Origin of the sequence: Streptomyces sp. NPDC086766 (assembly GCF_044746005.1) — a bacterium.
GTDB lineage: Bacteria > Actinomycetota > Actinomycetes > Streptomycetales > Streptomycetaceae > Streptomyces.
This window is the reverse complement of the sequence record NZ_JBIVBI010000006.1, coordinates 259433-279308: the sequence shown is the minus strand read 5'-3', so window position 1 is coordinate 279308 and position 19876 is coordinate 259433. Positions and strand designations below refer to the sequence as shown.

Sequence of the window (19876 nt, the reverse complement as noted above, 5' to 3'; positions counted from 1 at the left end):
AGACCTTCCCAGGGTCTCGGGCGGGCCGGTGAAGGGCGGGGCGATGGCCACGGGCTACCTGGAGATCCTCAGGGCGCGGCACGCGGCCAGGCTGCTGGCCGGCACGCTCGTGGGGCGCCTGCCCAACGCCACCGCGGCCATCGCGATCGTGCTGTTCGTCCGCGCGGAGGGTGGCACGTACAGCCTCGCCGGGGCGCTGGCGGCCGTGTACGGCGTGGCCAACGCGGTGGGGCAGCCCGTGCTCGGGCGTCTGGTCGACCTGCGCGGGCAGCCGCGCGTCCAGCTGCCCGCCGCGCTCGCGTCGGCCCTGGCGATGACCGTGTTCGCCCTGGCCGGCACCGAGCCGCCCGCCCTGGCCTGCGCGGCCGTGGCGGCCGCCGGGCTCTTCACGCCGCCGCTGGAGGGCGGTCTGCGGGCGCTGTGGCCGAGTGTGCTGCGCCGGGAGGAGCAGGTGCACACCGCGTACGCCATGGACGCGGTGGCCCAGGAGGTCATGTTCACCGTCGGCCCGCTGCTGGTGACGCTGTGCGTGTCGCTGTGGTCGGCGGCGGCCGCGCTGGTGGTGCTGCAGGCCGTCGGGGTCCTGGGTGCGCTCTCGGTGGTCCTCTCGCCGCCCTCGCGGGCCTGGCGCTCGGCGCCCCGCGAGGCGCACTGGCTGGGCGCGCTGCGCTCGCCGGGCCTGCTGGCCCTGCTCGGCGCCTTCCTGTTCATCGGTCTCGCGCTGGGCTCCATCACGGTCGCGGCGGTGCCCTACGCGGACGGCCACGGCGGCGACGCCGTGTACGGCTGGCTGATGGCGGCGCTGGGGCTGGGCGCGCTGCTCGGCGGCACCGTCTACGGGGCGCGGCAGTGGGCCGGGGCGCCCGAGCGGCGACTGCGGGTGCTGGTCGCCCTTCTGGCGGTGTGTTACCTGCCGCTGACGCTGATGCCGGGCGTGGTGGCCATGGTGGCGCTGACGGCGCTGTCCGGGGTCTTCCTCGCGCCCTGCATCGCCTGCGCCTTCGTCATCGTGGACCGGCACGCGCCGAGCGGGACGGTCACGGAGGCGTTCTCCTGGCTGGTGACGACGTTCACCGTGGGTGCGTCGGTGGGAACGGGGGTCGCGGGCCCGGTGGTCCAGGCGGGTGGCGCCCTGTGGGGCTTCGCCGTGCCGGGGGCGGCGGGAGCGGTGTCGCTGCTGGTCCTGCTGGCCACCGGAGGGGTCCTCGCAGCTCCCGCCGGACGGGCGGTCGTTGCGGCTTCATCGGAAAATGATCCAAATCGTGCCGTCGAACCCCGTTTCAGCTCGGGTGATCGGGCGTAATGTTCCCTCATGGACCGCCGCATTTTCGGGCTGGAGAACGAGTACGGCGTCACGTGCACGTTCAGGGGACAGCGCCGCCTGTCGCCTGACGAGGTGGCGCGGTACCTCTTCCGCCGTGTCGTGTCATGGGGCCGCAGCAGCAATGTCTTTCTGCGAAACGGCGCCCGGCTCTATCTCGACGTGGGGTCACATCCGGAATACGCGACACCCGAATGTGACAACGTGATCGAACTGGTCACCCACGACAAGGCCGGGGAGCGCATTCTCGAGGGACTCCTGGTGGACGCGGAGCGACGCCTGCACGAGGAGGGAATCGCGGGCGACGTCTACCTTTTCAAGAACAACACCGATTCGGCGGGAAACTCCTACGGCTGCCACGAGAACTATCTGGTGGCCCGGCACGGGGAGTTCTCGCGTCTCGCGGACATCCTCATCCCGTTCCTGGTCACGAGGCAGCTGCTGTGCGGGGCGGGGAAGGTCCTGCAGACGCCGCGCGGGGCCGTGTACTGCGTCAGTCAGCGGGCCGAGCACATCTGGGAGGGCGTCTCCTCGGCGACGACCCGCTCGCGGCCCATCATCAACACGCGCGACGAGCCGCACGCGGACGCCGAGCGCTACCGCCGGCTGCATGTGATCGTCGGCGACTCGAACATGTCCGAGACGACGATGCTGCTGAAGGTCGGCGCCACCGACCTGGTGCTGCGCATGATCGAGGCCGGCACCGTGATGCGCGACCTGACGCTGGAGAACCCGATCCGGGCGATCCGGGAGGTCAGCCACGACATCACCGGCCGCCGCAAGGTGCGCCTGGCCAGCGGCCGGGAGGCCTCGGCGCTGGAGGTGCAGCGCGAGTACTACGAGAAGGCGGTGGACTTCTGCGACCGCCGCGGCATCCGCACCGGCACGGTCGCGCAGGTCCTGGAGCTGTGGGGCCGCACGCTGGACGCGATCGAGACCGAGGACCTCGACCGCATCGGCACCGAGATCGACTGGGTGATGAAGTACAAGCTCATCGAGCGGTACCGGGCCAAGCACAACATGACGATGTCCCACCCGCGGGTCGCCCAGATAGACCTCGCGTACCACGACATCCACCGCCGTCGCGGCCTGTACTACCTGCTGGAGAGGAAGGGCCAAGCAGCCCGGATCTGCAACGACTTGAAGATCTTCGAGGGCAAGTCGGTTCCGCCGCAGACGACTCGGGCGCGGCTGCGCGGCGACTTCATCCGGCGGGCCCAGGAGCAGCGGCGGGACTTCACCGTCGACTGGGTGCACCTCAAGCTCAACGACCAGGCCCAGCGGACGGTCCTGTGCAAGGACCCGTTCCGTTCGGTGGACGACCGGGTGGAGAAGCTGATCGCCGGTATGTGAGGGGCGAGTTCCGGGCCGGTCGCCGGAACGCCGCACGGGCGCCGCACGTTTCACGTGCGGCGCCCTTCTCACGCCGGCAGCGCTGTTCCGGGGGACGACTCCCGGGTCCCCGGTCGAAACTCGAGCGGGCCGAAACCCGCATGGGCGCCGGTGGATCAGTAAGGTGGCGCGCACGCCATCCACAGGATCGACCGATTACGAGGCCCCCACCGTGCGCCGACGCTCACTTCTTCTTTCCGTACCCGCGGGACTGGTCACGCTGGCCGCATGCGGCAACGACAAGGCCGATTCGGGCAAGGCGAGCGACAGCGCGTCGCCCTCCGCGTCGGCCTCGGCGCCGTCCGCCGCGCCGTCGCCGAAGATCGTCTCCGGTCCGCTCCCGGCGATCACCGCGGGCGCGAAGTTCGGCGAGAAGCCGACCGTGGCCAAGGGCAGTGGCGAGCCCTCGAAGGACCTCGCGGTCAAGACGGTCGTCGCGGGGGGCGGCCGCCCCGTCGCGGAGGGCGACTACGTCCAGGCGAACTACCTGGGCCAGGTCTGGGCCACGGCCAAGGTCTTCGACAACTCGTACGACCGCAAGACGCCCCTGCTCATCAAGCTCTCCCAGGGCACGATCATCGACGGCTGGCGCTACGGCCTCGCCGGCAAGAAGGTCGGCAGCCGTGTGCAGATGGCGGTGCCCCCCACCTGGGGCTACGGCAAGCAGGGCAACCCGCAGGCGGGCATCAAGGGCAGCGACACGCTGGTCTTCGTCGTCGACGTGGTGGACACCTTCAACGCCAAGAGCTCGGCCAAGGGCAAGGACGTCCCGCAGAACGACGCGGCCCTGCCCAAGGTGGGCACCAACACCGACGGCCAGGCCCCTTCCGTCGACGTCTCCAAGAAGCCCGCGCCGAAGAAGCTGGTCGCCGAGTACGTCATCGAGGGCGACGGCGAGGAGGTGGCCGCCGACAACACGGTGCTCGTCCAGTACAAGGGCGTGCTGTGGGACTCGGGCAAGGAGTTCGACTCGACGTACGGCAGGCACGCGCTGACGTCGTTCTCCCTCCAGCAGGTCGTCAAGGGCTGGGCCCAGGGCCTGACCGGCAAGAAGGTCGGCAGCCGGGTCCTGATCGTCATCCCGCCGTCCCTGGGGTACGGGGAGAACCCGCCGCCGAACAGCGGCATCAAGAAGGACTCCACGCTGGTGTTCTCGGTGGACATCCTCGCCAAGATGTGACGCCGCGGCGCGCCCGCCCGCCGCGGGCGGGAGGGCGCCGGGGATGAAAGACTGTCCGTTGCCTTGTAGTAGATGAGCAGGAGCGAAAGACGTGAGCATCGACAAGCCCGAGATCGACTTCCCGGGCGGCGAGCCCCCGGCGGACCTCGAGATCAAGGACATCTGGGAGGGCGACGGGCCCGAGGCGCAGGCAGGGCAGACCGTCACCGTCCACTACGTGGGCGTCGCCTTCAGCACCGGCGAGGAGTTCGACGCCAGCTGGAACCGGGGCACCCCCTTCCGCTTCCCGCTGGGCGCGGGCCGCGTGATCCAGGGCTGGGACCGGGGCGTGCAGGGCATGAAGGTCGGCGGCCGTCGTCAGCTGACCATCCCGGCCCACCTCGCCTACGGCGACCAGAGCCCCACGCCGGCGATCAAGCCCGGCGAGACCCTGATCTTCGTCGTGGACCTGCTCGGCGTCTGATCCGCCGCCCGGTCCGACCGGATGCGATCACCTGGGGCCCATGCCTGGTCGGGCATGGGCCCTCGGCTTTTGTCACCGCCCCCCGGAGCGGTACGGTCGACGGTCGTAAGCACCATAGGGAGGCGAAGGGCGTCGATGGCCATTGCCAAGGCCGAGCGGCTGATGAACCTGGCGTTGTGTCTGCTGGGGACGCGGCGGCCGCTCAGCAAGCGCGAGCTGCGCGAGTCCATCGAGGCCTACGTGGAGACGTTCGGGCCGGAGCGGGGCACGTCCGGCAGCGACGACTCCTTCAACCGCATGTTCGAGCGCGACAAGGACGACCTGCGCGAGCTCGGGCTGGTCATCGAGACCGTCGAGGGCCTCGACGGCGAGGTGGGCTATCTGGCCCGCCGCGACAGCAACCGCCTGCCGCCCATCACCCTGGACGCCGAGGAGGCCGCCGCCCTCGGTCTGGCCGCCAAGGTCTGGCAGCAGGCCCGCCTCGCCGGCGCGGCCAGCGGCGCCCTGCAGAAGCTGCGCGCCGCCGGACTGCCCGAGGAGGTCGACCCCTACGAGGCCCACGGCGCCCTGGAGCCGCGCATCCCGGTGCACGAGGCCGCCTTCGAGCCGCTGATGCTCGCCTGCCGGGACCGGCGCCCGGTCGTCTTCGACTACCGCAAGGCCACCGCCGCGCACCCCGAGCCCCGGCTCGTCGAACCGTGGGCGCTGGAGTGCTGGCGCGGCCACTGGTACCTGGCCGGCTGGGACCGCGACCGCGGTGCCGAGCGGGTCTTCCGGCTGTCCCGGATCACCGGCCGGGTGCGCACCCGCGGGGCCGGCTTCACCGCCCCGGTGCCGGACGTCGTCACGGTCCGCGAGACCGTGGCGGGCTGGGCGGGCGAGATCGCCGACCGCTCCGCGCGGATCCGGCTGCGCTCGGGCGCGGGGTACCCCCTTCGGGCGAAAGCCACCGCGGTGCGGGAACTCGGCGACGGCTGGGACGAGTTGGAGATTCCGTACGGGCACGGGCTGGACGCCTGGCTGGTCGAGTTCGGTCCGGACGTGGTGGTGCTGGAGCCGGCCGAGCTGCGGGCCGACGTGGTGGACCGGCTGCGTGCCGTGGCCAAGGGCTGAGGGGGAGCGGAAGAGCAAGTGGCAGGCAAACCGGTCAGGCCCACGAACGCCATCGACCAGACCCGGCGGATGCTCTCACTGGTGACGTATCTCCGGGAGCGCCCCGGCGCCCGGATCGAGGACGTCGCGCGCGCCTTCGGCATCACCGAGGACGAACTGGTCTCCGACCTCGATGTGCTGCCCATGTGCGGCACCAGCTTCCGCGGCGGCGACCTGCTCGACATCGACACCGACGGCGAGCGCATCTGGTGGCACAACCCCGCGGCCCTCGGGGCGGACGCGGCCGAGCCGCTGCGGCTGGCCGCCGACGAGGCCACCGCGCTGCTCGTCGCCGCCCGCGCAGTGGCGACCCTGCCCGGCCTACGCGAGAGCGACCGGCAGGCGCTGCTGCGGGCGACCGCCAAGGTGGAGACGGCGGCCGGCGAGGCGGCCGGAGCCAGCTCCCGGCTGTCGGTGACCTTCGAGTCCGAGGGCGGTGTCTTCGCCGACGTCGACCGGGCGATCTCCGAGCGCCGCCGCCTGTGGATCCGCTACTACTCGCCCGCGCGCGACGAGGTCACCGAGCGCGAGATCGACCCCATCCGCCTGGTCAGCGTCGGCCACACGTACGTGGAGGCCTGGTGCCGCCGCTCCGAGGCGCGCCGCACCTTCCGGCTCGACCGGGTCGCCGAGATCAAGATCCTCGACGAGCCGTCCGCGCCGCCCGAGATGGAACTGCGCGACCTGTCCGAGGCGCTGGTCCAGCCCGCCGCCGAGGACCCCGAGGTCGTCGTCGAGACCGGCCCCGGAGGCCGCTGGGTCGCCGAGTACTACCCGCACGACAGCGCCGATGAGCTTCCCGACGGCGGACTGCGTATCACTCTGCGCACCCCCGACCCGGCGTCGCTCAGACGCCTGGCGCTGCGCCTCGGGCGCGACGGCCGGATCGTCGCGCCCCGTGAGCTGGCCGACAGCGCCCGGCAGGCGGCGCGCGAGGCGCTGGCGGCGTACGACGGCATGGAGGCCGACGCGGCCGACGCGGCCGGCGGGGCGCCGGAACCCGGCGGGGCGCACCCGGTCCACGACGGGGCGGACGGGTGGCACGACAGGCAGGAGCTGGGGCTTTGAGCGAGTCGGCGACGTCGTCCGGAGTGCGGGACGTGCGCGGCGTACAGGACGTGCGGGACATGTCGGTGGCGGCCGCGTTCGCCGGGATGAGAAGCGTGGCCCCGGTGGTGTTCCGGGCGGGCTGCCCCGACTGCCGGGAGTGCTTCGAACTCGCCGCGAGCTCGCTGCGCCTGGCCATCGGCGCCAGCAGCCGCACCACCTTCTACTCCTTCACCTGTCCCGACTGCGGCGCAGCGGTCCGCAAGCCGGCCGGTGAGCGGATCGTCGAGCTCCTCACCGGCGGCGGGGTCAGGACGCTGCGCCTGCACCCCACGGTCTAGGCTCGGATCATGTTCTGGCCGATGTTCGCGGTAGCCGCGGGTTTCCTGGGTCTCGCCGTGCTCGGCGTGCTCGCCGTCCGGGTCTTCGTCGAGGCGCAGCGTCTCGGCAGGCAGGTCTCGGAGTCCGCGCGCCGCATCAACCGGGCGGCCGAGGACCTGGAGCGGGCGGCCGTGAGCACGGCCCGGTCCGCGGAGTCGCTGTGAAGGTGCGGCGTCCACGCGCCCACGGCCGCGGGGGTCGCCGCGGTACCGGTCAAGAAAGTCGTGTGAGTCCGGCTCGGCGCGCCCGTTTGTGCCACCTCGCCCTGTTATGCAGTTCGCCTCAGCAGGTACCCTGCTGATCGCAGCCCGGTGAACGAGGCCCGGGCCGTGGACGGGAGTACGCACGGGGATTGCCTCGCGTTCACCCCTGAGCGTTACGATCGCTGTCAAGAACGATCGATCACAGATGCGTCCGACCGGTCGGACAGCACCCCCACCCAGCCGCCTCGGTGAGAAGGTAGAGACTTATGTTCGGAAGGCTCGGAGCCCCCGAGATCATTCTCATCCTCGTCGTCATCGTGCTGCTGTTCGGCGCGAAGAAGCTTCCGGACATGGCGCGCTCCCTCGGCAAGTCCGCCCGGATCCTCAAGAGCGAGGCCAAGGCGATGAAGGAGGACGGCAACACCTCCGCCCCCGCGTCCGGCAACGAGCAGCCCCCCGCGCAGCGCACCATTCAGTCCGCTCCCGGCGACGTGACGAGCTCGCGCCCGGTCAACGAGCCGACGGACACCACCCAGCGCTGACGCAGGGCCGGACTCCTCCGGCCCACCGCACGAGATGAGGACGTGGGTTGCCGAAGTCTGCCCGCAAGAGGGAGAAGGATCCGGAGGGGCGGATGCCCCTCGCGGACCATCTTCGTGAGCTCCGCAACCGGCTCGCGAAGGCCGTGCTGGCCATCGTGGTCGGCGCGGTCGTGGCCGCCTTCTACTACCGGGACATCATCAATTTCCTCACCGAGCCCGTCCAGCACTCGGTGGGATGTTCCAAGTCGTTCATGGAGCTGGCCCACCAGAACAAGGGCGCCTGCGGGAACATCACCGTGGAGGGCCTGCTCGGTCCGTTCACGCTGATGATCAAGGTCGCGCTGACGGCCGGTGTCGTCATCGCGAGCCCGGTCTGGCTGTACCAGCTGTGGGCCTTCGTCGCGCCGGGCCTGCACAAGCACGAGAAGCGCTACTCGCTGGCGTTCGTCGGGGCCGGCTTCCCCCTGTTCATGGCGGGCGCCTGGTTCTCGTACCACGTGCTTCCCGCGGCGGCCAGCGTCCTGATCGACTTCACCCCCGCCGGCGCGGTCAACCTCCTGCCGCTCGACGATCTGCTGGACCTGGTCACCCGCATGGTGATCGTCTTCGGGCTCTCCTTCGAGCTGCCGCTGCTGCTGGTGATGCTGAATCTCACCGGGATCGTCACCGGGCGCAGGATGCTCGGCTGGTGGCGGGGCATGGTGCTCGGGGTCACGGTCTTCGCGGCCTTCGCCACGCCCACCGTCGACCCGATCTCGATGCTGTCCCTCGCGGCCCCCATCGTCCTGCTGTACTTCCTGGCCACCGGGTTCGCCCTGACGAACGACAAGCGCAGGCGGCGGCGCGAGGCCGAGGGACCGGGCGACGACGAGGCCTCCGCACTGGATCTCACCCCCGCGGACATCGGTGAGATCGAACCGGTCGGCGCCGCCCGCGTGCCCGAGCAGGCGACCACGGACCGGGTCAACGGCTACGACGACGTCACCTGACCGCCGCCCGGCGCGGGTGCCGGGGTGAGAAGCGGGTCGGAGGGGCCCCGGTCCGTGCGGACCGGGGTCTTCGCGTTCTCGGCCCCGGAAGTCGTCGATCCGGATAATGATCGTCCTGTTGTCAGTGCGGCCCGGTACGCTCGAAAGCACGATGACAGAGGATCTCTCACCGGCCGAGCGGTACGCGGCAGCACGCAGGCGCGCTGCCGAGCAGGCCACCGCTCTCGCGGGCTTCCGCGAGATGTACGACTTCGGCCTCGACCCGTTCCAGATCGAGGCCTGCCAGGCACTCGAGGCGGGCAAGGGCGTGCTGGTCGCCGCGCCCACCGGCTCCGGCAAGACGATCGTGGGCGAGTTCGCCGTCCACCTCGCCCTCCAGCAGGGCAAGAAGTGCTTCTACACGACCCCCATCAAGGCGCTGTCCAACCAGAAGTACTCCGACCTGTGCCGCCGCTACGGCACCGGCAAGGTCGGCCTCCTCACCGGCGACAACAGCGTGAACTCCGACGCCCCGGTGGTCGTGATGACCACCGAGGTGCTCCGGAACATGCTGTACGCCGGCTCCCAGACCCTCCTCGGCCTCGGCTACGTGGTCATGGACGAGGTGCACTACCTCTCCGACCGCTTCCGCGGCGCCGTATGGGAGGAGGTGATCATCCACCTCCCCGAGTCCGTGACCCTGGTGTCGCTGTCGGCGACCGTGTCCAACGCCGAGGAGTTCGGCGACTGGCTGGACACCGTCCGCGGTGACACCGAGGTGATCGTCTCCGAGCACCGGCCCGTGCCGCTGTTCCAGCACGTGCTCGCCGGACGCCGGATGTACGACCTGTTCGAGGAGGGCGAGGGCCACCGCAAGGCCGTCAACCCCGACCTCACGCGCATGGCCCGCATGGAGGCCAGCCGCCCCTCCTACCAGGACCGCCGGCGCGGCCGCGCCATGCGCGAGGCCGACCGCGAGCGCGAGCGCCGGCAGCGCTCCCGGGTGTGGACGCCGGGCCGCCCCGAGGTCATCGAACGGCTGGACGCCGAGGGGCTGCTGCCCGCGATCACGTTCATCTTCAGCCGGGCCGCCTGCGAGTCGGCCGTCCAGCAGTGCATGTACGCGGGCCTGCGGCTCAACGACGAGGAGGCGCGGCAGGAGGTGCGCGCGCTCGTCGAGGAGCGCACCGCCTCCATCCCGTCGGAGGACCTGCACGTCCTCGGCTACTACGAGTGGCTGGAGGGCCTGGAGCGCGGCATCGCCGCCCACCACGCGGGCATGCTGCCGACCTTCAAGGAGGTCGTCGAGGAGCTGTTCGTGCGCGGCCTGGTCAAGGCCGTCTTCGCCACCGAGACCCTCGCGCTCGGCATCAACATGCCCGCCCGCTCGGTGGTCCTGGAGAAGCTCGTCAAGTGGAACGGCGAGCAGCACGCCGACATCACCCCCGGCGAGTACACGCAGCTCACCGGCCGGGCCGGCCGGCGCGGCATCGATGTCGAGGGCCATGCGGTGGTGCTGTGGCAGCGCGGCATGAACCCCGAGCACCTGGCCGGGCTCGCCGGCACGCGGACGTATCCGCTGCGCTCCAGCTTCAAGCCGTCGTACAACATGGCGGTCAACCTGGTCGAGCAGTTCGGCCGGCACCGCTCGCGCGAGCTGCTGGAGACGTCGTTCGCGCAGTTCCAGGCCGACAAGTCGGTGGTCGGTATCTCCCGGCAGGTGCAGCGCAACGAGGAGGGCCTGGACGGCTACAAGGCCTCCATGACCTGCCACCTCGGCGACTTCGAGGAGTACGCGCGGCTGCGCCGGGAGCTGAAGGACCGGGAGACCGAGCTGGCCCGGCAGGGCGCGAGCCAGCGGCGCGCCGAGGCCGCCGTCGCCCTGGAGAAGCTCAAGCCCGGTGACGTCATCCACGTCCCCACCGGCAAGTACGCGGGCCTGGCGCTGGTCCTGGACCCGGGCCTGCCCGCGGGCCGTACCAACGGCCACCGGGGCCTGGAGTACCACGACGGCCCGCGCCCGCTGGTGCTGACCGCCGAGCGCCAGGTCAAGCGGCTGGCGACCATGGACTTCCCGGTCCCGGTCGAGCCGCTGGAGCGGATGCGGATCCCGAAGTCCTTCAATCCGCGCTCGCCGCAGTCCCGCCGGGACCTGGCCTCCGCGCTGCGTACCAAGGCCGGGCACATCGCGCCGGAGCGGCAGCGCAAGCGGCGCTCGCAGGCGGCCGACGACCGGGAGATCGCCCGGCTGCGCACCGCGCTGCGCGCCCACCCCTGCCACGGCTGCAACGACCGTGAGGACCACGCCCGCTGGGCCGAGCGCTACCACCGGCTGATGCGCGACACCAAGCAGCTGGAGCACCGCATCGAGGGCCGGACGAACACCATCGCGCGCACCTTCGACCGCATCGTCGCGCTGCTGACCGAGCTCGACTACCTGCGGGGCGACGAGGTGACCGAGCACGGCAAGCGGCTCGCCCGGCTCTACGGCGAACTGGACCTGCTCGCCAGCGAGTGCCTGCGCGAGCGGGTCTGGGAGGGCCTCGGACCGGCCGAACTCGCCGCCTGCGTCTCGGCGCTGGTGTACGAGGCGCGGGTCAGCGACGACGCGATGACGCCCAAGGTGCCCTCGGGCAACGCGAAGGCGGCGCTCGGCGAGATGGTGCGGATCTGGGGGCGCCTGGACGCCCTGGAGGAGGATTTCCGGATCAACCAGGCCGAGGGCGTGGGCCAGCGCGAACCCGACCTCGGCTTCGCCTGGGCCGCCTACATGTGGGCCTCCGGCAAGGGTCTGGACGAGGTGCTGCGCGAGGTGGAGATGCCCGCGGGCGACTTCGTGCGCTGGTGCAAGCAGGTCATCGACGTCCTGGGGCAGATCGCCGCGGCGGCTCCCGTGGAGGGTTCGACCGTCACGAAGAACGCGCGCAAGGCCGTCGAGCTGCTGCTGCGGGGAGTGGTGGCGTACTCGTCCGTGGGCTGAGACGGACGTTCGACGGGTGCGGGGTGCGCGAGACCGTTCGCGCGCCCCGCACCCGTCTGTGTGCTCCCGTTCGCGTGCATTACCGCCCCGGCGGGGCGGGGTTACGGGCGCCGTTGATCCGGAACCGCCCGTTCACTCTTGAAGGTGAACCACTTTCGCACGCCTGTACGTCGTGACACTCCGTGTGCGAGAGCGGGCCGAGCGTGTAAACGACCTGAGCGTACTCCTGTGCCGCATGCCGATTCAGGCGGTTGGTGAATATGACATGGCGATGATCCGGTCGGACTAAGCTCGCCCGCGGCGCACCGAGTTGAGACGTATTCGTGCGCTTGTTCCCGAATCTGCCGATGTTCCAGACATTTCCATGACGTACCCCGTAGCAAGCTCCCCCGAAACCCAGCCGACTCGTCTCAGAGGGCTTACATGGTGAGTGTCCAATCACCCCCCGGTGACCGCGAACTTCCCCTCCTGCGTGTGCTGTTGCCGCCCGCCATAGTGATGGCGGCGGTGACCGGGGCCGCCGTCGCCCTGGTGGCGGGCCCGGCCCGCCTCGCCGTCGGCGGCCTCGGCGCCGTCGCCACCCTGCTGGTGCTCGCCACCGCGGCCGAAGCGGTGCGCCGCGGACGCACCATCCGGGACCAGCGGGCGGAACACGCCCTCCACACCGCGCGTCTGGAGCGGCGCCTGGCCGCCCACGACCAGGAGATCGTGCGCCTCGGATCGGAGATCATCCCCGCCGCGGTCCAGTACCTGCGCTCCGGCAACTCCCCGCGGGAGGTCATGCTCGACGTCGTCGACGACCATCCCGAGTGGCGGCAGATCCCCGAGTCGCAGCGCACGGTGGTGCGGTCCATCCTCGACATCGTCGACCAGGAAGAGGCCCTGCGCGACTCCACCTCGCGTTCCTTCGTCAGCATCGCCCGGCGCGTCCAGGCCATCGTCCACCAGCAGGCCAAGGAACTGCGGGAGATGGAGGAGGACCACGGGCGCAGCCCCGAGGTCTTCGACGACCTGCTGCGCATCGACCACGGCACCGCGCTGATCGGCCGCCTCGCCGACTCCGTCTCGGTCCTCGGCGGCGGCCGCCCCGGACGCCAGTGGCCCAACCCGGTCACCCTCTACAGCGTGCTGCGCGGCGCCATGTCCCGGATCCTGGAGTACCGCCGCATCGAGCTGCACTCCATCGCCAAGGTCAACATCAAGGGCACCCACGTCGAGCCGGTCATCCACGCCGCGGCCGAACTCCTCGACAACGCCACCCGCTACTCGCCCCCGCAGACCAAGGTGCACGTCACCGCGGTCGAGGTGCAGACCGGCGTCGCCATCGAGATCGAGGACGGCGGCGTCAGCCTCAGCGAGGAGGCCCGCGCCCGGGTCGAGAACATGCTGGAGCGCGCCAAGGCCGGCATGGACCTGCAGGACGTCGGCGAAAGCCCCCGACTCGGCCTGGCCGTCGTGGGCCGGCTGTGCACGACGTACAAGATGCAGGTGTCACTGCGGGCCTCCGCGTACGGCGGTGTCCGCGCCGTCCTGGTCGTGCCGAGCGACATGATGACCAACGAGCCCGCCCCCGGACTCGCCCACGGCATCGGCGCCACCGCCATCCCCAAGCCCACCGAGGGCACCGTGGAGGGACCCGAGCGCGCCCCCAAGCGGCGCCGTCCCACCAGCCCGCGCCTCCCCGCCGCGGTGTCCCTGGAGGACGACGTCCCCGAGGTCACCGAATGGACGCCGGGCGGCCTTCCGCAGCGCCGCAGCCGGGTCAAGGCCCCCCTCAGCCGGCGCATCGCCGAGCAGGTGGCCGCCGAGCGCGCCGAACAGGAGGGCCGCTCCGTGTGGTCCCCGCCCGAGCCGGAGCCGAAGACCGACCGGAAGGAGCCCGAGCCGGGCCTGTGGGTCGAGGCCTTCTGGGACGGACTCAAGAAGGACAACCCCGGGCCCGACCCCACCGCGTTCACGCAGGACCCGACCGCCTTCACCCATCTGATCGACCGACCGGCCCGCGCCGAGGCCGACGAGGAGGGGGACCTCAAGTGATCCAGCAGCGAGCGAACTTCGACTGGATGCTCAAGGAGCTCCACGACGGCGTCCCCGGCATCGAGATGATCGTGGTCCTCTCCGCCGACGGCCTGCGCATCGCCCGCTACGGCGGCGAGCCGGACGCGGCCGACCGGGTCGCCGCGGCCTGCGCGGGACTGCAGAGCCTCGCCGGCGCCGTCGCCGTCGAGATCCCCGACAGCGACGGCCGGATGAAGCTGGTCATCATCGAGATCGACGGCGGCTACTTCTACATGATGTCCGCCGGAGCCAACGCCTACCTCGCGGTGCTCGCCGACATCCGGACCGAGCCCGGCCTGATGAGCGCCCGGATGCGGGACCTCGTGGTCCGCATCGGCGCCCATCTGACCAGTCCGCCCCGGCGCAACGGGCAGACCGTATGACTCCTCCGCGACGCCAGAGGCGCTACCCCCGGCACGAAGCGCCGCCCCCCGAACCCGCCAAGCAGGGCGAGGAGAAGAACCCCGAGCGCCTGTACGTGGTGGCCGGCGCGGACGAGGACGGCGCCCGTGCCGCCCTGGACCTGGTGACCCTGATCGTGGCCCGCGCCGATCCGCCCCCGTCCGCCACCCCCGAGCAGGCGACGGTGCTCCGGCTCTGCGCGGCCCCCCTGTCCGTGGCCGAGCTCTCGGCCTATCTCAACCTGCCGTTCAGCGCGGTGACGGTCCTGCTCACCGAGCTGCTCACGGCCGAACTGGTTCAGGCGCGCGCCCCGATCGTCCGCCAGGCCGTAGCCGACCGTTCCCTCCTCGAAGCGGTGATGCATGGACTTCAAAGGCTCTGACACCGTCCCCGGACCACGGACCGAGGACCACCTGCCGCACACGGCCCAGGCCGCGGTGAAGATCGTGGTGGTCGGCGGGTTCGGGGTCGGCAAGACCACCATGGTCGGCTCGGTCAGCGAGATCAGGCCGCTGACCACCGAGGAGACCATGACGCAGGCCGGCATCGGCGTCGACGACAACTACGGCTCCGACTCCAAGACCGCCACCACCGTGGCGATGGACTTCGGCCGCATCAGCATCACCGACCAGCTGGTGCTGTACCTCTTCGGCACCCCCGGGCAGCAGCGCTTCTGGTTCCTGTGGAACGGCCTGTTCGAAGGCGCGCTCGGCGCCGTCGTCCTCGTCGACACCCGCCGCCTGGAGGTCAGCTTCGACGTCATAGGGCGTCTGGAGGAGCGCGGCGTGCCCTTCGTCGTCGCCGTCAACTCCTTCCCGGACGCCCCGCGTCACCCGCTCCAGGAGCTGCGCACGGCACTCGACCTGTCCCCGGAGATCCCCATCGTCGAGTGCGACGTCCGCCGCCGGGCCTCCAGCCGCGACGTCCTGATGACCCTGATGCGCTTCCTGCACTCGCTCGCCATGACGGGCTCGCTCACCTGACGCCCGTCGCCGCGAGTCCCTCCGCATTCCATCCCGTCCGAAAGCGACCACTGTGACGCCTGAACCCCACTCCCCGACCGGACCGGACGACCTCGCCCTCGATCCGCCCCCCGGCTGCCCCGCGCACGGCGTCGGGCCCGGGGGACTGCACCGGCTGCACGAGGCACAGGACCTGACGGGGCTGTACGACCGGCTCCGCAAGCGGTACGGCGCGGTGGCGCCCGTGCTGCTCCACGACGACGTGCCGATGTGGGTGGTCCTCGGCCACGCCGAGAACCTGCACATGGTGCGCACGCCCTCCCAGTTCACCCGGGACAGCCGCATCTGGACCCCGCTCAGGGAGGGCATGGTCAAGCCCGACCACCCGCTCATGCCGCACATCGCCTGGCAGCCCATCTGCTCGCACGCCGAGGGCGACGAGCTCAAGCGGCTGCGCGGCGCGGTCACCGGCGCCATGGCCACCATCGACCACCGCGGTCTGCGCCGCCACATCGGCCGCTCCAGCCAGCGCCTGGTCAACCGCTTCTGCGAGGAGGGCCGGGCCGACCTCGTCGACGAGTTCGCCGAGCACCTGCCCATGGCGGTGATGTGCCAGGTCCTCGGGATGCCCGAGGAGTACAACGACCGCATCGTGCACGCCGCCCGCGACATGCTCAAGGGCACCGAGACCGCGATCGCCAGCAATCAGTACATCATGGACTGCCTGCTGCGCCTGGCCGCCCGCCGCCGGGACCGGCCCGAGGACGACTTCACCAGCCACCTCATCGGGCATCCGGCGGGCCTCAGCGACGACGAGATCGGCCAGCACCTGCGGGTGGTGCTCATCGCCGCCTACGAGGCGACCGCCAACCTCCTCGCCAACGTGCTGCGCCGGGTGCTCACCGAGCCGGGCTTCCGCGCCCAGCTCAACGGCGGGCAGATGACGGTGCCGGAGGCGGTGGAGCAGTCCCTGTGGGACGAGCCGCCGTTCAGCACCGTCTTCGGCTACTTCGCCAAGCAGGAGACGGAACTCGGCGGCCAGCGCATCCGCCGGGGCGACGGACTGCTCTTCGGCATCGCGCCGGGCAACGTCGATCCCCGGGTACGCCCCGACCTGGACGCCGACATGCAGGGCAACCGCTCGCACCTCGCCTTCGGCGGCGGCCCGCACGAGTGCCCCGGCCAGGACATCGGGCGCGCCATCGCCGACGTCGGCGTGGACGCCCTGCTGATGCGGCTGCCGGACATCCAGCTCGACTGCGACGAGGAGGAGTTGCGCTGGACCGAGTCCATCGCCTCCCAGCACCTGGTGGAACTGCCGGTGCGGTTCACGCCGCGGCCGCCGCAGGACGTGACGGCGAAGCCGAGCCTCAACCCGGCCACGGTTCCGCAGCAGCGCGCCGCCTGGGAGATCGGCACCGACCGCCCGGCCCCCGCGACACCGCCGACCGGCCCCTCGGCGTCGTCCCCGTGGGCGGCCACGTCGGCCGCGCCCCCGGCGTCGCCCGCGCGGGAGGGCGCGCCGTCCGCACGGGCGGGGGTGTCGCCCGTACGGGAGGGCGCGTCGACCGCGCCGGGGGAGACCGCACCGCCGTGGCCCGGGCCGGTGCCGGCCGGTGAGCCCGCCGCGCCGGCCCGCCCGCAGGGGGCCTGGCGGCGGCTGCTGCGCTGGTGGCGCGGCTACTGACCGGCCGCCCACGCGCCGGGGGAGGACCAGGCCCCGAGCGTGCGCCCGCTGTCGAACCGGTGCTCCCGCCCCGTGACCGGATCGGTGAACTCCAGCGTCCGCGCCAGCAGTTGCAGCGGCCGCCGGAAATCACCGGGCGGCACGGGGCCGCTCACCACCGGGTAGAGCGGGTCGCCGAGGATCGGCACGCCCAACGCGTTGAGGTGCACCCGCAGTTGGTGGGTCTGCCCGGTCGTGGGCAGCAGCCGGTAGCGTGCCAGGCCGTCCGCGCGGTGCTCCCTCAGCTCCACACGGGTGACCGCGTTCACCTCGCCCGCCACCTCGCGGGCGGTGAGCACCCCGCGCTCCTTCACGATCCGGCTGCGCACCGTGCGGGGCAGGGCGAGCCCGGCGTCGTAGGGGGCGACGGCCTCGTACTCCTTGCGCACCCGCCGGTCGCCGAACAGCGTCTGGTACGCGCCGCGTTCGCCGGGCCGGACGGTGAACAGCACCAGGCCGGCCGTGAGCCGGTCCAGCCGGTGCGCGGCCGTCAGCGTGGGGATGCCCAGCTCGCGCCGCAGCCGCGCCAGCGCGGTCTCGGTGACATGGCCGCCACGCGGGGTGGTGGCGAGGAAGTGCGGCTTGTCCACGACGACGATGTGCTCGTCGCGGTGGACGACCTCCAGCGGGAAGGGCACCGGGACCTCGTCGGGGAGTTCCCGGTGGAACCAGACGAACATCCCCGGCCGGTACGCCGCGTCGGCCGCGACGGCCCGCCCGTCGGCCCCGACGATCCGCCCCGCGTCGAACATCGCGTCGACCACCCCGGGCCCGGCGCCCGACAGCCGCTCCACCAGGTGCTCGCGCACCGTGGCCCAGGCGCCCTCCCCGGGCAGCCGCACCCGCACGGGGTCCACGCCGTCGCGCTGAGGCAGGGGCGGGGGCGGGATCGGGGTCTTGCGTCGCATCACGGCCCAGCGTACGAGGTGCCGGTCCGGGCGTACGGCGTACGGGCGCCGGAGTGAGAGGGATGGGTCAGCGGCGTACGGCGTACGGGCCCGGAGTGAGAGGTGCGGGTCCAGCCGGACGAGCCCGGCGTGAAAGGTGCAGGTCCAGCCGTACGAGCGCCGGTTCCGGCGTCCGAGGTCGCGCGCCCGCCCGCGGCCGGAGGCCGGAGCGGTGGCGCGCGGGGCTCAGGCGGCCGGGGGCGCACCCTCCTGCTCCGTCTCGATACGGGCGTTCCACTCCCGTTTGGAGGCCTGCCAGCCGTCCTCGTCGTGACCGAGCCGCCAGTAGCCGGAGATGGACAGGTCCTCGCGCGGGATGCCGTGCTCGACCCGCAGCAGGCGGCGCAGCTCCTTCACGAAGCCGGCCTCGCCGTGCACGAACGCCTGCATCCGGCCCTCGGGGAAGTCCAGCGCCCGGACGGCCTCCACCAGGGCCTCGCCGACCGGCCGGTCCCCGCGGTGCAGCCAGACGACCGCGACGTCTGAGTCGATCTTCTGCTCCTCCTGCGGACCGGCCACCTCGACGAAGGCGTGCGCGACGGCGCCCTCGGGCAGCGCCTCCAGGGAGCGGGCGATCGCGGGCAGGGCGCTCTCGTCGCCCGCCAGCAGATGCCAGTCGGCGCTCGCGTCCGGGGCGTAGGCGCCGCCGGGTCCCGTGAACCGCACGGTCGCGCCCGGCTCGACGGCCAGCGACCAGGGGCCGGCGAGACCCTCGTCGCCGTGGACGACGAAGTCCAGCGTCAGCTCCCGGTGTTCGGCGTCCCAGGCCCGCACGGTGTACGTCCGCGTCACCGGCCACCGCTCCCGCGGGAGTTCCGCGCGGATCCGCTCCAGGTCGAAGGGCTCGGGGTAGGTGACGCCCGCGGGCGGGAACAGCAGCTTCACGTAGTGGTCGGTGCACGTGTCGGCCGAGAAGCCGGCCAGGCCCGGGCCGCCGAGCACCACGCGCTGCATGTGCGGGGTCAGCCGTTCGGTGCGGATCACCTGCGCGGAATGCGTCTTCCGCGGCTTGCGCGCCGGACGATCTGCCATGACGGCCTCCCAGTTCCCCATGCTTAGGGTTACCTAAGTTAGCACCTTCCCCGGGTGAACACCTCGTCCGCGGACGCCTCATGGGCGGGCGCGGGCGGCCTCCTCACGACCCGAGCGTGGTGAGCAGGCGCTGCAGCGAGCCGCCCAGTCCCCAGCGGGCCGCCAGCTCCTGGAGCGCCGCCGGATCGCGCGGGGTGCGCGGCAGCGCGGTCTCCACGTCCGGCAGCGGCACGTCGTCCGCCACGCGCACCACCTTCGGCGCCACCGCGAGGTACGGCCGTGCCTCGTCGAGCCTCTTGCGCTGCGAGGGCGTCAGCTTGGCCTTCGGGTCGTCCACGGCCGCCAGGATGCCCGCCAGGTCGCCGAACCGGTCGAGCAGGACGGCCGCCGTCTTCTCCCCGATGCCGGGCACGCCCGGCAGGCCGTCGCTCGGGTCGCCGCGCAGCAGCGCCAGGTCCGCGTACCCGCGGCCGTCGACGCCGTACTTCTCGCGCAGCAGCGCCTCGTCGGTGGCCTGCAGGGTGCCGACGCCCTTGACCGGGTACAGCACGCGCACCCCGCGCGCGTCGTCCACCAGCTGGTAGAGGTCGCGGTCGCCGGTGACGATGTCGACCGGGCCCTCGGCCCGCGCGGTGAAGGTGCCGATGACGTCGTCCGCCTCGTACCCCTCGACGCCCACACGCGCGATGCCGACGGCGTCGAGGACGGCCTCGATCACTGGGACCTGCGGGGTGAGCGTGTCGGGCACCTCCTCGGTGTCCGGGCCGCCCGGGTGCTCCTCGGCGACGCGGTGCGCCTTGTAGGAGGGGATCAGCTCGACCCGCCAGTGCGGACGCCAGTCCGCGTCCATGCAGGCCACCAGGCGGTCGGGCCGGTGGTCCTTGACCAGGCGGTCGACGAAGTCGAGCAGCCCGCGCACGGCGTTCACCGGCGTGCCGTCCGGGGCCTTGATCGACTCCGGCACGCCGAAGTAGGCGCGGAAGTACAGGGAGGCGGCGTCGAGGAGCATCAGTCGTCCGGTCACGTTCCGCATCATGCCGCACCGCACCGACAGTCAGCGTGCGGCGCGGGACCGAGCGCCCGGGAAGCGCGAGGTCAGGGGCGTGTGAGGCGGGCCACT

Annotated in this window: 19 protein-coding genes; 16 read left to right on the top strand and 3 right to left on the bottom strand. The window is 72.0% G+C overall.

Features of this window, described 5'->3' with window-relative positions; all coding sequences use genetic code 11:
* Positions 1-43 precede the first annotated feature (43 nt).
* The 16 genes from ACIPM1_RS14245 (at position 44) to ACIPM1_RS14170 (ending at position 16738) form a co-directional block, all read left to right on the top strand.
* Positions 44-1303: an MFS transporter gene (locus tag ACIPM1_RS14245; protein ID WP_402433552.1), complete on the top strand. Its 1260-nt coding sequence runs from the start codon at positions 44-46 to the stop codon at positions 1301-1303.
* Between the two features lie 9 nt (positions 1304-1312).
* Positions 1313-2674, top strand: coding sequence for a Pup--protein ligase (pafA, locus tag ACIPM1_RS14240; protein ID WP_402433549.1), 1362 nt, complete (start codon positions 1313-1315; stop codon positions 2672-2674).
* Between the two features lie 211 nt (positions 2675-2885).
* Positions 2886-3893 (top strand): FKBP-type peptidyl-prolyl cis-trans isomerase, encoded by a 1008-nt coding sequence (locus ACIPM1_RS14235; protein WP_402433546.1) that lies wholly within the window; start codon positions 2886-2888, stop codon positions 3891-3893.
* Between the two features lie 91 nt (positions 3894-3984).
* On the top strand, positions 3985-4356 hold the full coding sequence (locus ACIPM1_RS14230; RefSeq protein WP_356189979.1) for an FKBP-type peptidyl-prolyl cis-trans isomerase: 372 nt from the start codon (positions 3985-3987) through the stop codon (positions 4354-4356).
* A 135-nt stretch (positions 4357-4491) separates the two neighbouring features.
* Positions 4492-5469 carry a helix-turn-helix transcriptional regulator gene (locus ACIPM1_RS14225; protein WP_402433542.1) on the top strand — a complete coding sequence of 326 codons (978 nt, stop codon included), beginning with the start codon at positions 4492-4494 and terminating at the stop codon, positions 5467-5469.
* Positions 5470-5487: 18 nt separating this feature from the next.
* A complete protein-coding gene (locus tag ACIPM1_RS14220) occupies positions 5488-6576 on the top strand; it encodes a helix-turn-helix transcriptional regulator (protein ID WP_402433539.1) in 1089 nt (362 codons plus the stop codon).
* Positions 6573-6896, top strand: a complete 324-nt coding sequence (locus ACIPM1_RS14215) for a hypothetical protein (protein ID WP_402433536.1) — start codon at positions 6573-6575, stop codon at positions 6894-6896. Before ACIPM1_RS14220 ends, ACIPM1_RS14215 begins: the two co-directional genes overlap by 4 nt.
* 9 nt (positions 6897-6905) lie before the next feature.
* Complete coding sequence (locus ACIPM1_RS14210) at positions 6906-7100, top strand: hypothetical protein (RefSeq protein ID WP_356189987.1); 195 nt, start codon at positions 6906-6908, stop codon at positions 7098-7100.
* Positions 7101-7405: 305 nt separating this feature from the next.
* The gene (gene tatA / locus ACIPM1_RS14205) at positions 7406-7681 is read left to right on the top strand and encodes a Sec-independent protein translocase subunit TatA (RefSeq protein WP_356189989.1); all 276 of its coding nucleotides are present in this window, start codon (positions 7406-7408) and stop codon (positions 7679-7681) included.
* 47 nt (positions 7682-7728) lie between these two features.
* Positions 7729-8670: a twin-arginine translocase subunit TatC gene (tatC, locus tag ACIPM1_RS14200; protein ID WP_402433532.1), complete on the top strand. Its 942-nt coding sequence runs from the start codon at positions 7729-7731 to the stop codon at positions 8668-8670.
* 106 nt (positions 8671-8776) lie between these two features.
* On the top strand, positions 8777-11629 hold the full coding sequence (locus ACIPM1_RS14195) for a DEAD/DEAH box helicase (RefSeq protein ID WP_402433529.1): 2853 nt from the start codon (positions 8777-8779) through the stop codon (positions 11627-11629).
* 423 nt (positions 11630-12052) lie between these two features.
* Positions 12053-13666 (top strand): sensor histidine kinase, encoded by a 1614-nt coding sequence (locus ACIPM1_RS14190; RefSeq protein ID WP_402433526.1) that lies wholly within the window; start codon positions 12053-12055, stop codon positions 13664-13666.
* Positions 13663-14070: a roadblock/LC7 domain-containing protein gene (locus tag ACIPM1_RS14185; RefSeq protein WP_402433523.1), complete on the top strand. Its 408-nt coding sequence runs from the start codon at positions 13663-13665 to the stop codon at positions 14068-14070. The genes ACIPM1_RS14190 and ACIPM1_RS14185 overlap by 4 nt, the downstream gene beginning before the upstream one ends.
* The gene (locus ACIPM1_RS14180) at positions 14067-14471 is read left to right on the top strand and encodes a DUF742 domain-containing protein (RefSeq protein WP_356190002.1); all 405 of its coding nucleotides are present in this window, start codon (positions 14067-14069) and stop codon (positions 14469-14471) included. Before ACIPM1_RS14185 ends, ACIPM1_RS14180 begins: the two co-directional genes overlap by 4 nt.
* On the top strand, positions 14452-15072 hold the full coding sequence (locus ACIPM1_RS14175; RefSeq protein ID WP_402433518.1) for a GTP-binding protein: 621 nt from the start codon (positions 14452-14454) through the stop codon (positions 15070-15072). Before ACIPM1_RS14180 ends, ACIPM1_RS14175 begins: the two co-directional genes overlap by 20 nt.
* Positions 15073-15124: 52 nt before the next feature.
* Complete coding sequence (locus ACIPM1_RS14170; protein ID WP_402433514.1) at positions 15125-16738, top strand: cytochrome P450; 1614 nt, start codon at positions 15125-15127, stop codon at positions 16736-16738.
* Here the strand turns inward: ACIPM1_RS14170 and ACIPM1_RS14165 are convergent.
* The 3 genes from ACIPM1_RS14165 to ACIPM1_RS14155 all read right to left on the bottom strand — a co-directional run bounded on the left by ACIPM1_RS14165 (position 16732) and on the right by ACIPM1_RS14155 (position 19789).
* Positions 16732-17685, bottom strand: a complete 954-nt coding sequence (locus tag ACIPM1_RS14165; RefSeq protein ID WP_402433511.1) for an RluA family pseudouridine synthase — start codon at positions 17683-17685, stop codon at positions 16732-16734. The two genes, ACIPM1_RS14170 and ACIPM1_RS14165, sit on opposite strands and share 7 nt — an antisense overlap.
* A gap of 225 nt (positions 17686-17910) precedes the next feature.
* A complete protein-coding gene (locus ACIPM1_RS14160) occupies positions 17911-18756 on the bottom strand; it encodes a siderophore-interacting protein (RefSeq protein ID WP_402433509.1) in 846 nt (281 codons plus the stop codon).
* Between the two features lie 103 nt (positions 18757-18859).
* On the bottom strand, positions 18860-19789 hold the full coding sequence (locus ACIPM1_RS14155) for a 5'-3' exonuclease H3TH domain-containing protein (protein WP_402433999.1): 930 nt from the start codon (positions 19787-19789) through the stop codon (positions 18860-18862).
* Positions 19790-19876: the final 87 nt, after the last annotated feature.

Bases quoted from the DNA above. Each gene is read 5' to 3' on its own strand.
- ACIPM1_RS14210 (WP_356189987.1), top strand. From the start codon at position 6,906: ATGTTCTGGCCGATGTTCGCGGTAGCCGCGGGTTTCCTGGGTCTCGCC.
- ACIPM1_RS14175 (WP_402433518.1), top strand. From the start codon at position 14,452: ATGGACTTCAAAGGCTCTGACACCGTCCCCGGACCACGGACCGAGGAC.
- ACIPM1_RS14225 (WP_402433542.1), top strand. From the start codon at position 4,492: ATGGCCATTGCCAAGGCCGAGCGGCTGATGAACCTGGCGTTGTGTCTG.
- ACIPM1_RS14190 (WP_402433526.1), top strand. From the start codon at position 12,053: ATGGTGAGTGTCCAATCACCCCCCGGTGACCGCGAACTTCCCCTCCTG.
- ACIPM1_RS14245 (WP_402433552.1), top strand. From the start codon at position 44: ATGGCCACGGGCTACCTGGAGATCCTCAGGGCGCGGCACGCGGCCAGG.
- tatA (WP_356189989.1), top strand. From the start codon at position 7,406: ATGTTCGGAAGGCTCGGAGCCCCCGAGATCATTCTCATCCTCGTCGTC.
- ACIPM1_RS14155 (WP_402433999.1), bottom strand. From the start codon at position 19,789: ATGCGGAACGTGACCGGACGACTGATGCTCCTCGACGCCGCCTCCCTG.
- ACIPM1_RS14165 (WP_402433511.1), bottom strand. From the start codon at position 17,685: ATGCGACGCAAGACCCCGATCCCGCCCCCGCCCCTGCCTCAGCGCGAC.
- pafA (WP_402433549.1), top strand. From the start codon at position 1,313: ATGGACCGCCGCATTTTCGGGCTGGAGAACGAGTACGGCGTCACGTGC.
- ACIPM1_RS14180 (WP_356190002.1), top strand. From the start codon at position 14,067: ATGACTCCTCCGCGACGCCAGAGGCGCTACCCCCGGCACGAAGCGCCG.
- ACIPM1_RS14160 (WP_402433509.1), bottom strand. From the start codon at position 18,756: ATGGCAGATCGTCCGGCGCGCAAGCCGCGGAAGACGCATTCCGCGCAG.
- ACIPM1_RS14195 (WP_402433529.1), top strand. From the start codon at position 8,777: ATGATCGTCCTGTTGTCAGTGCGGCCCGGTACGCTCGAAAGCACGATG.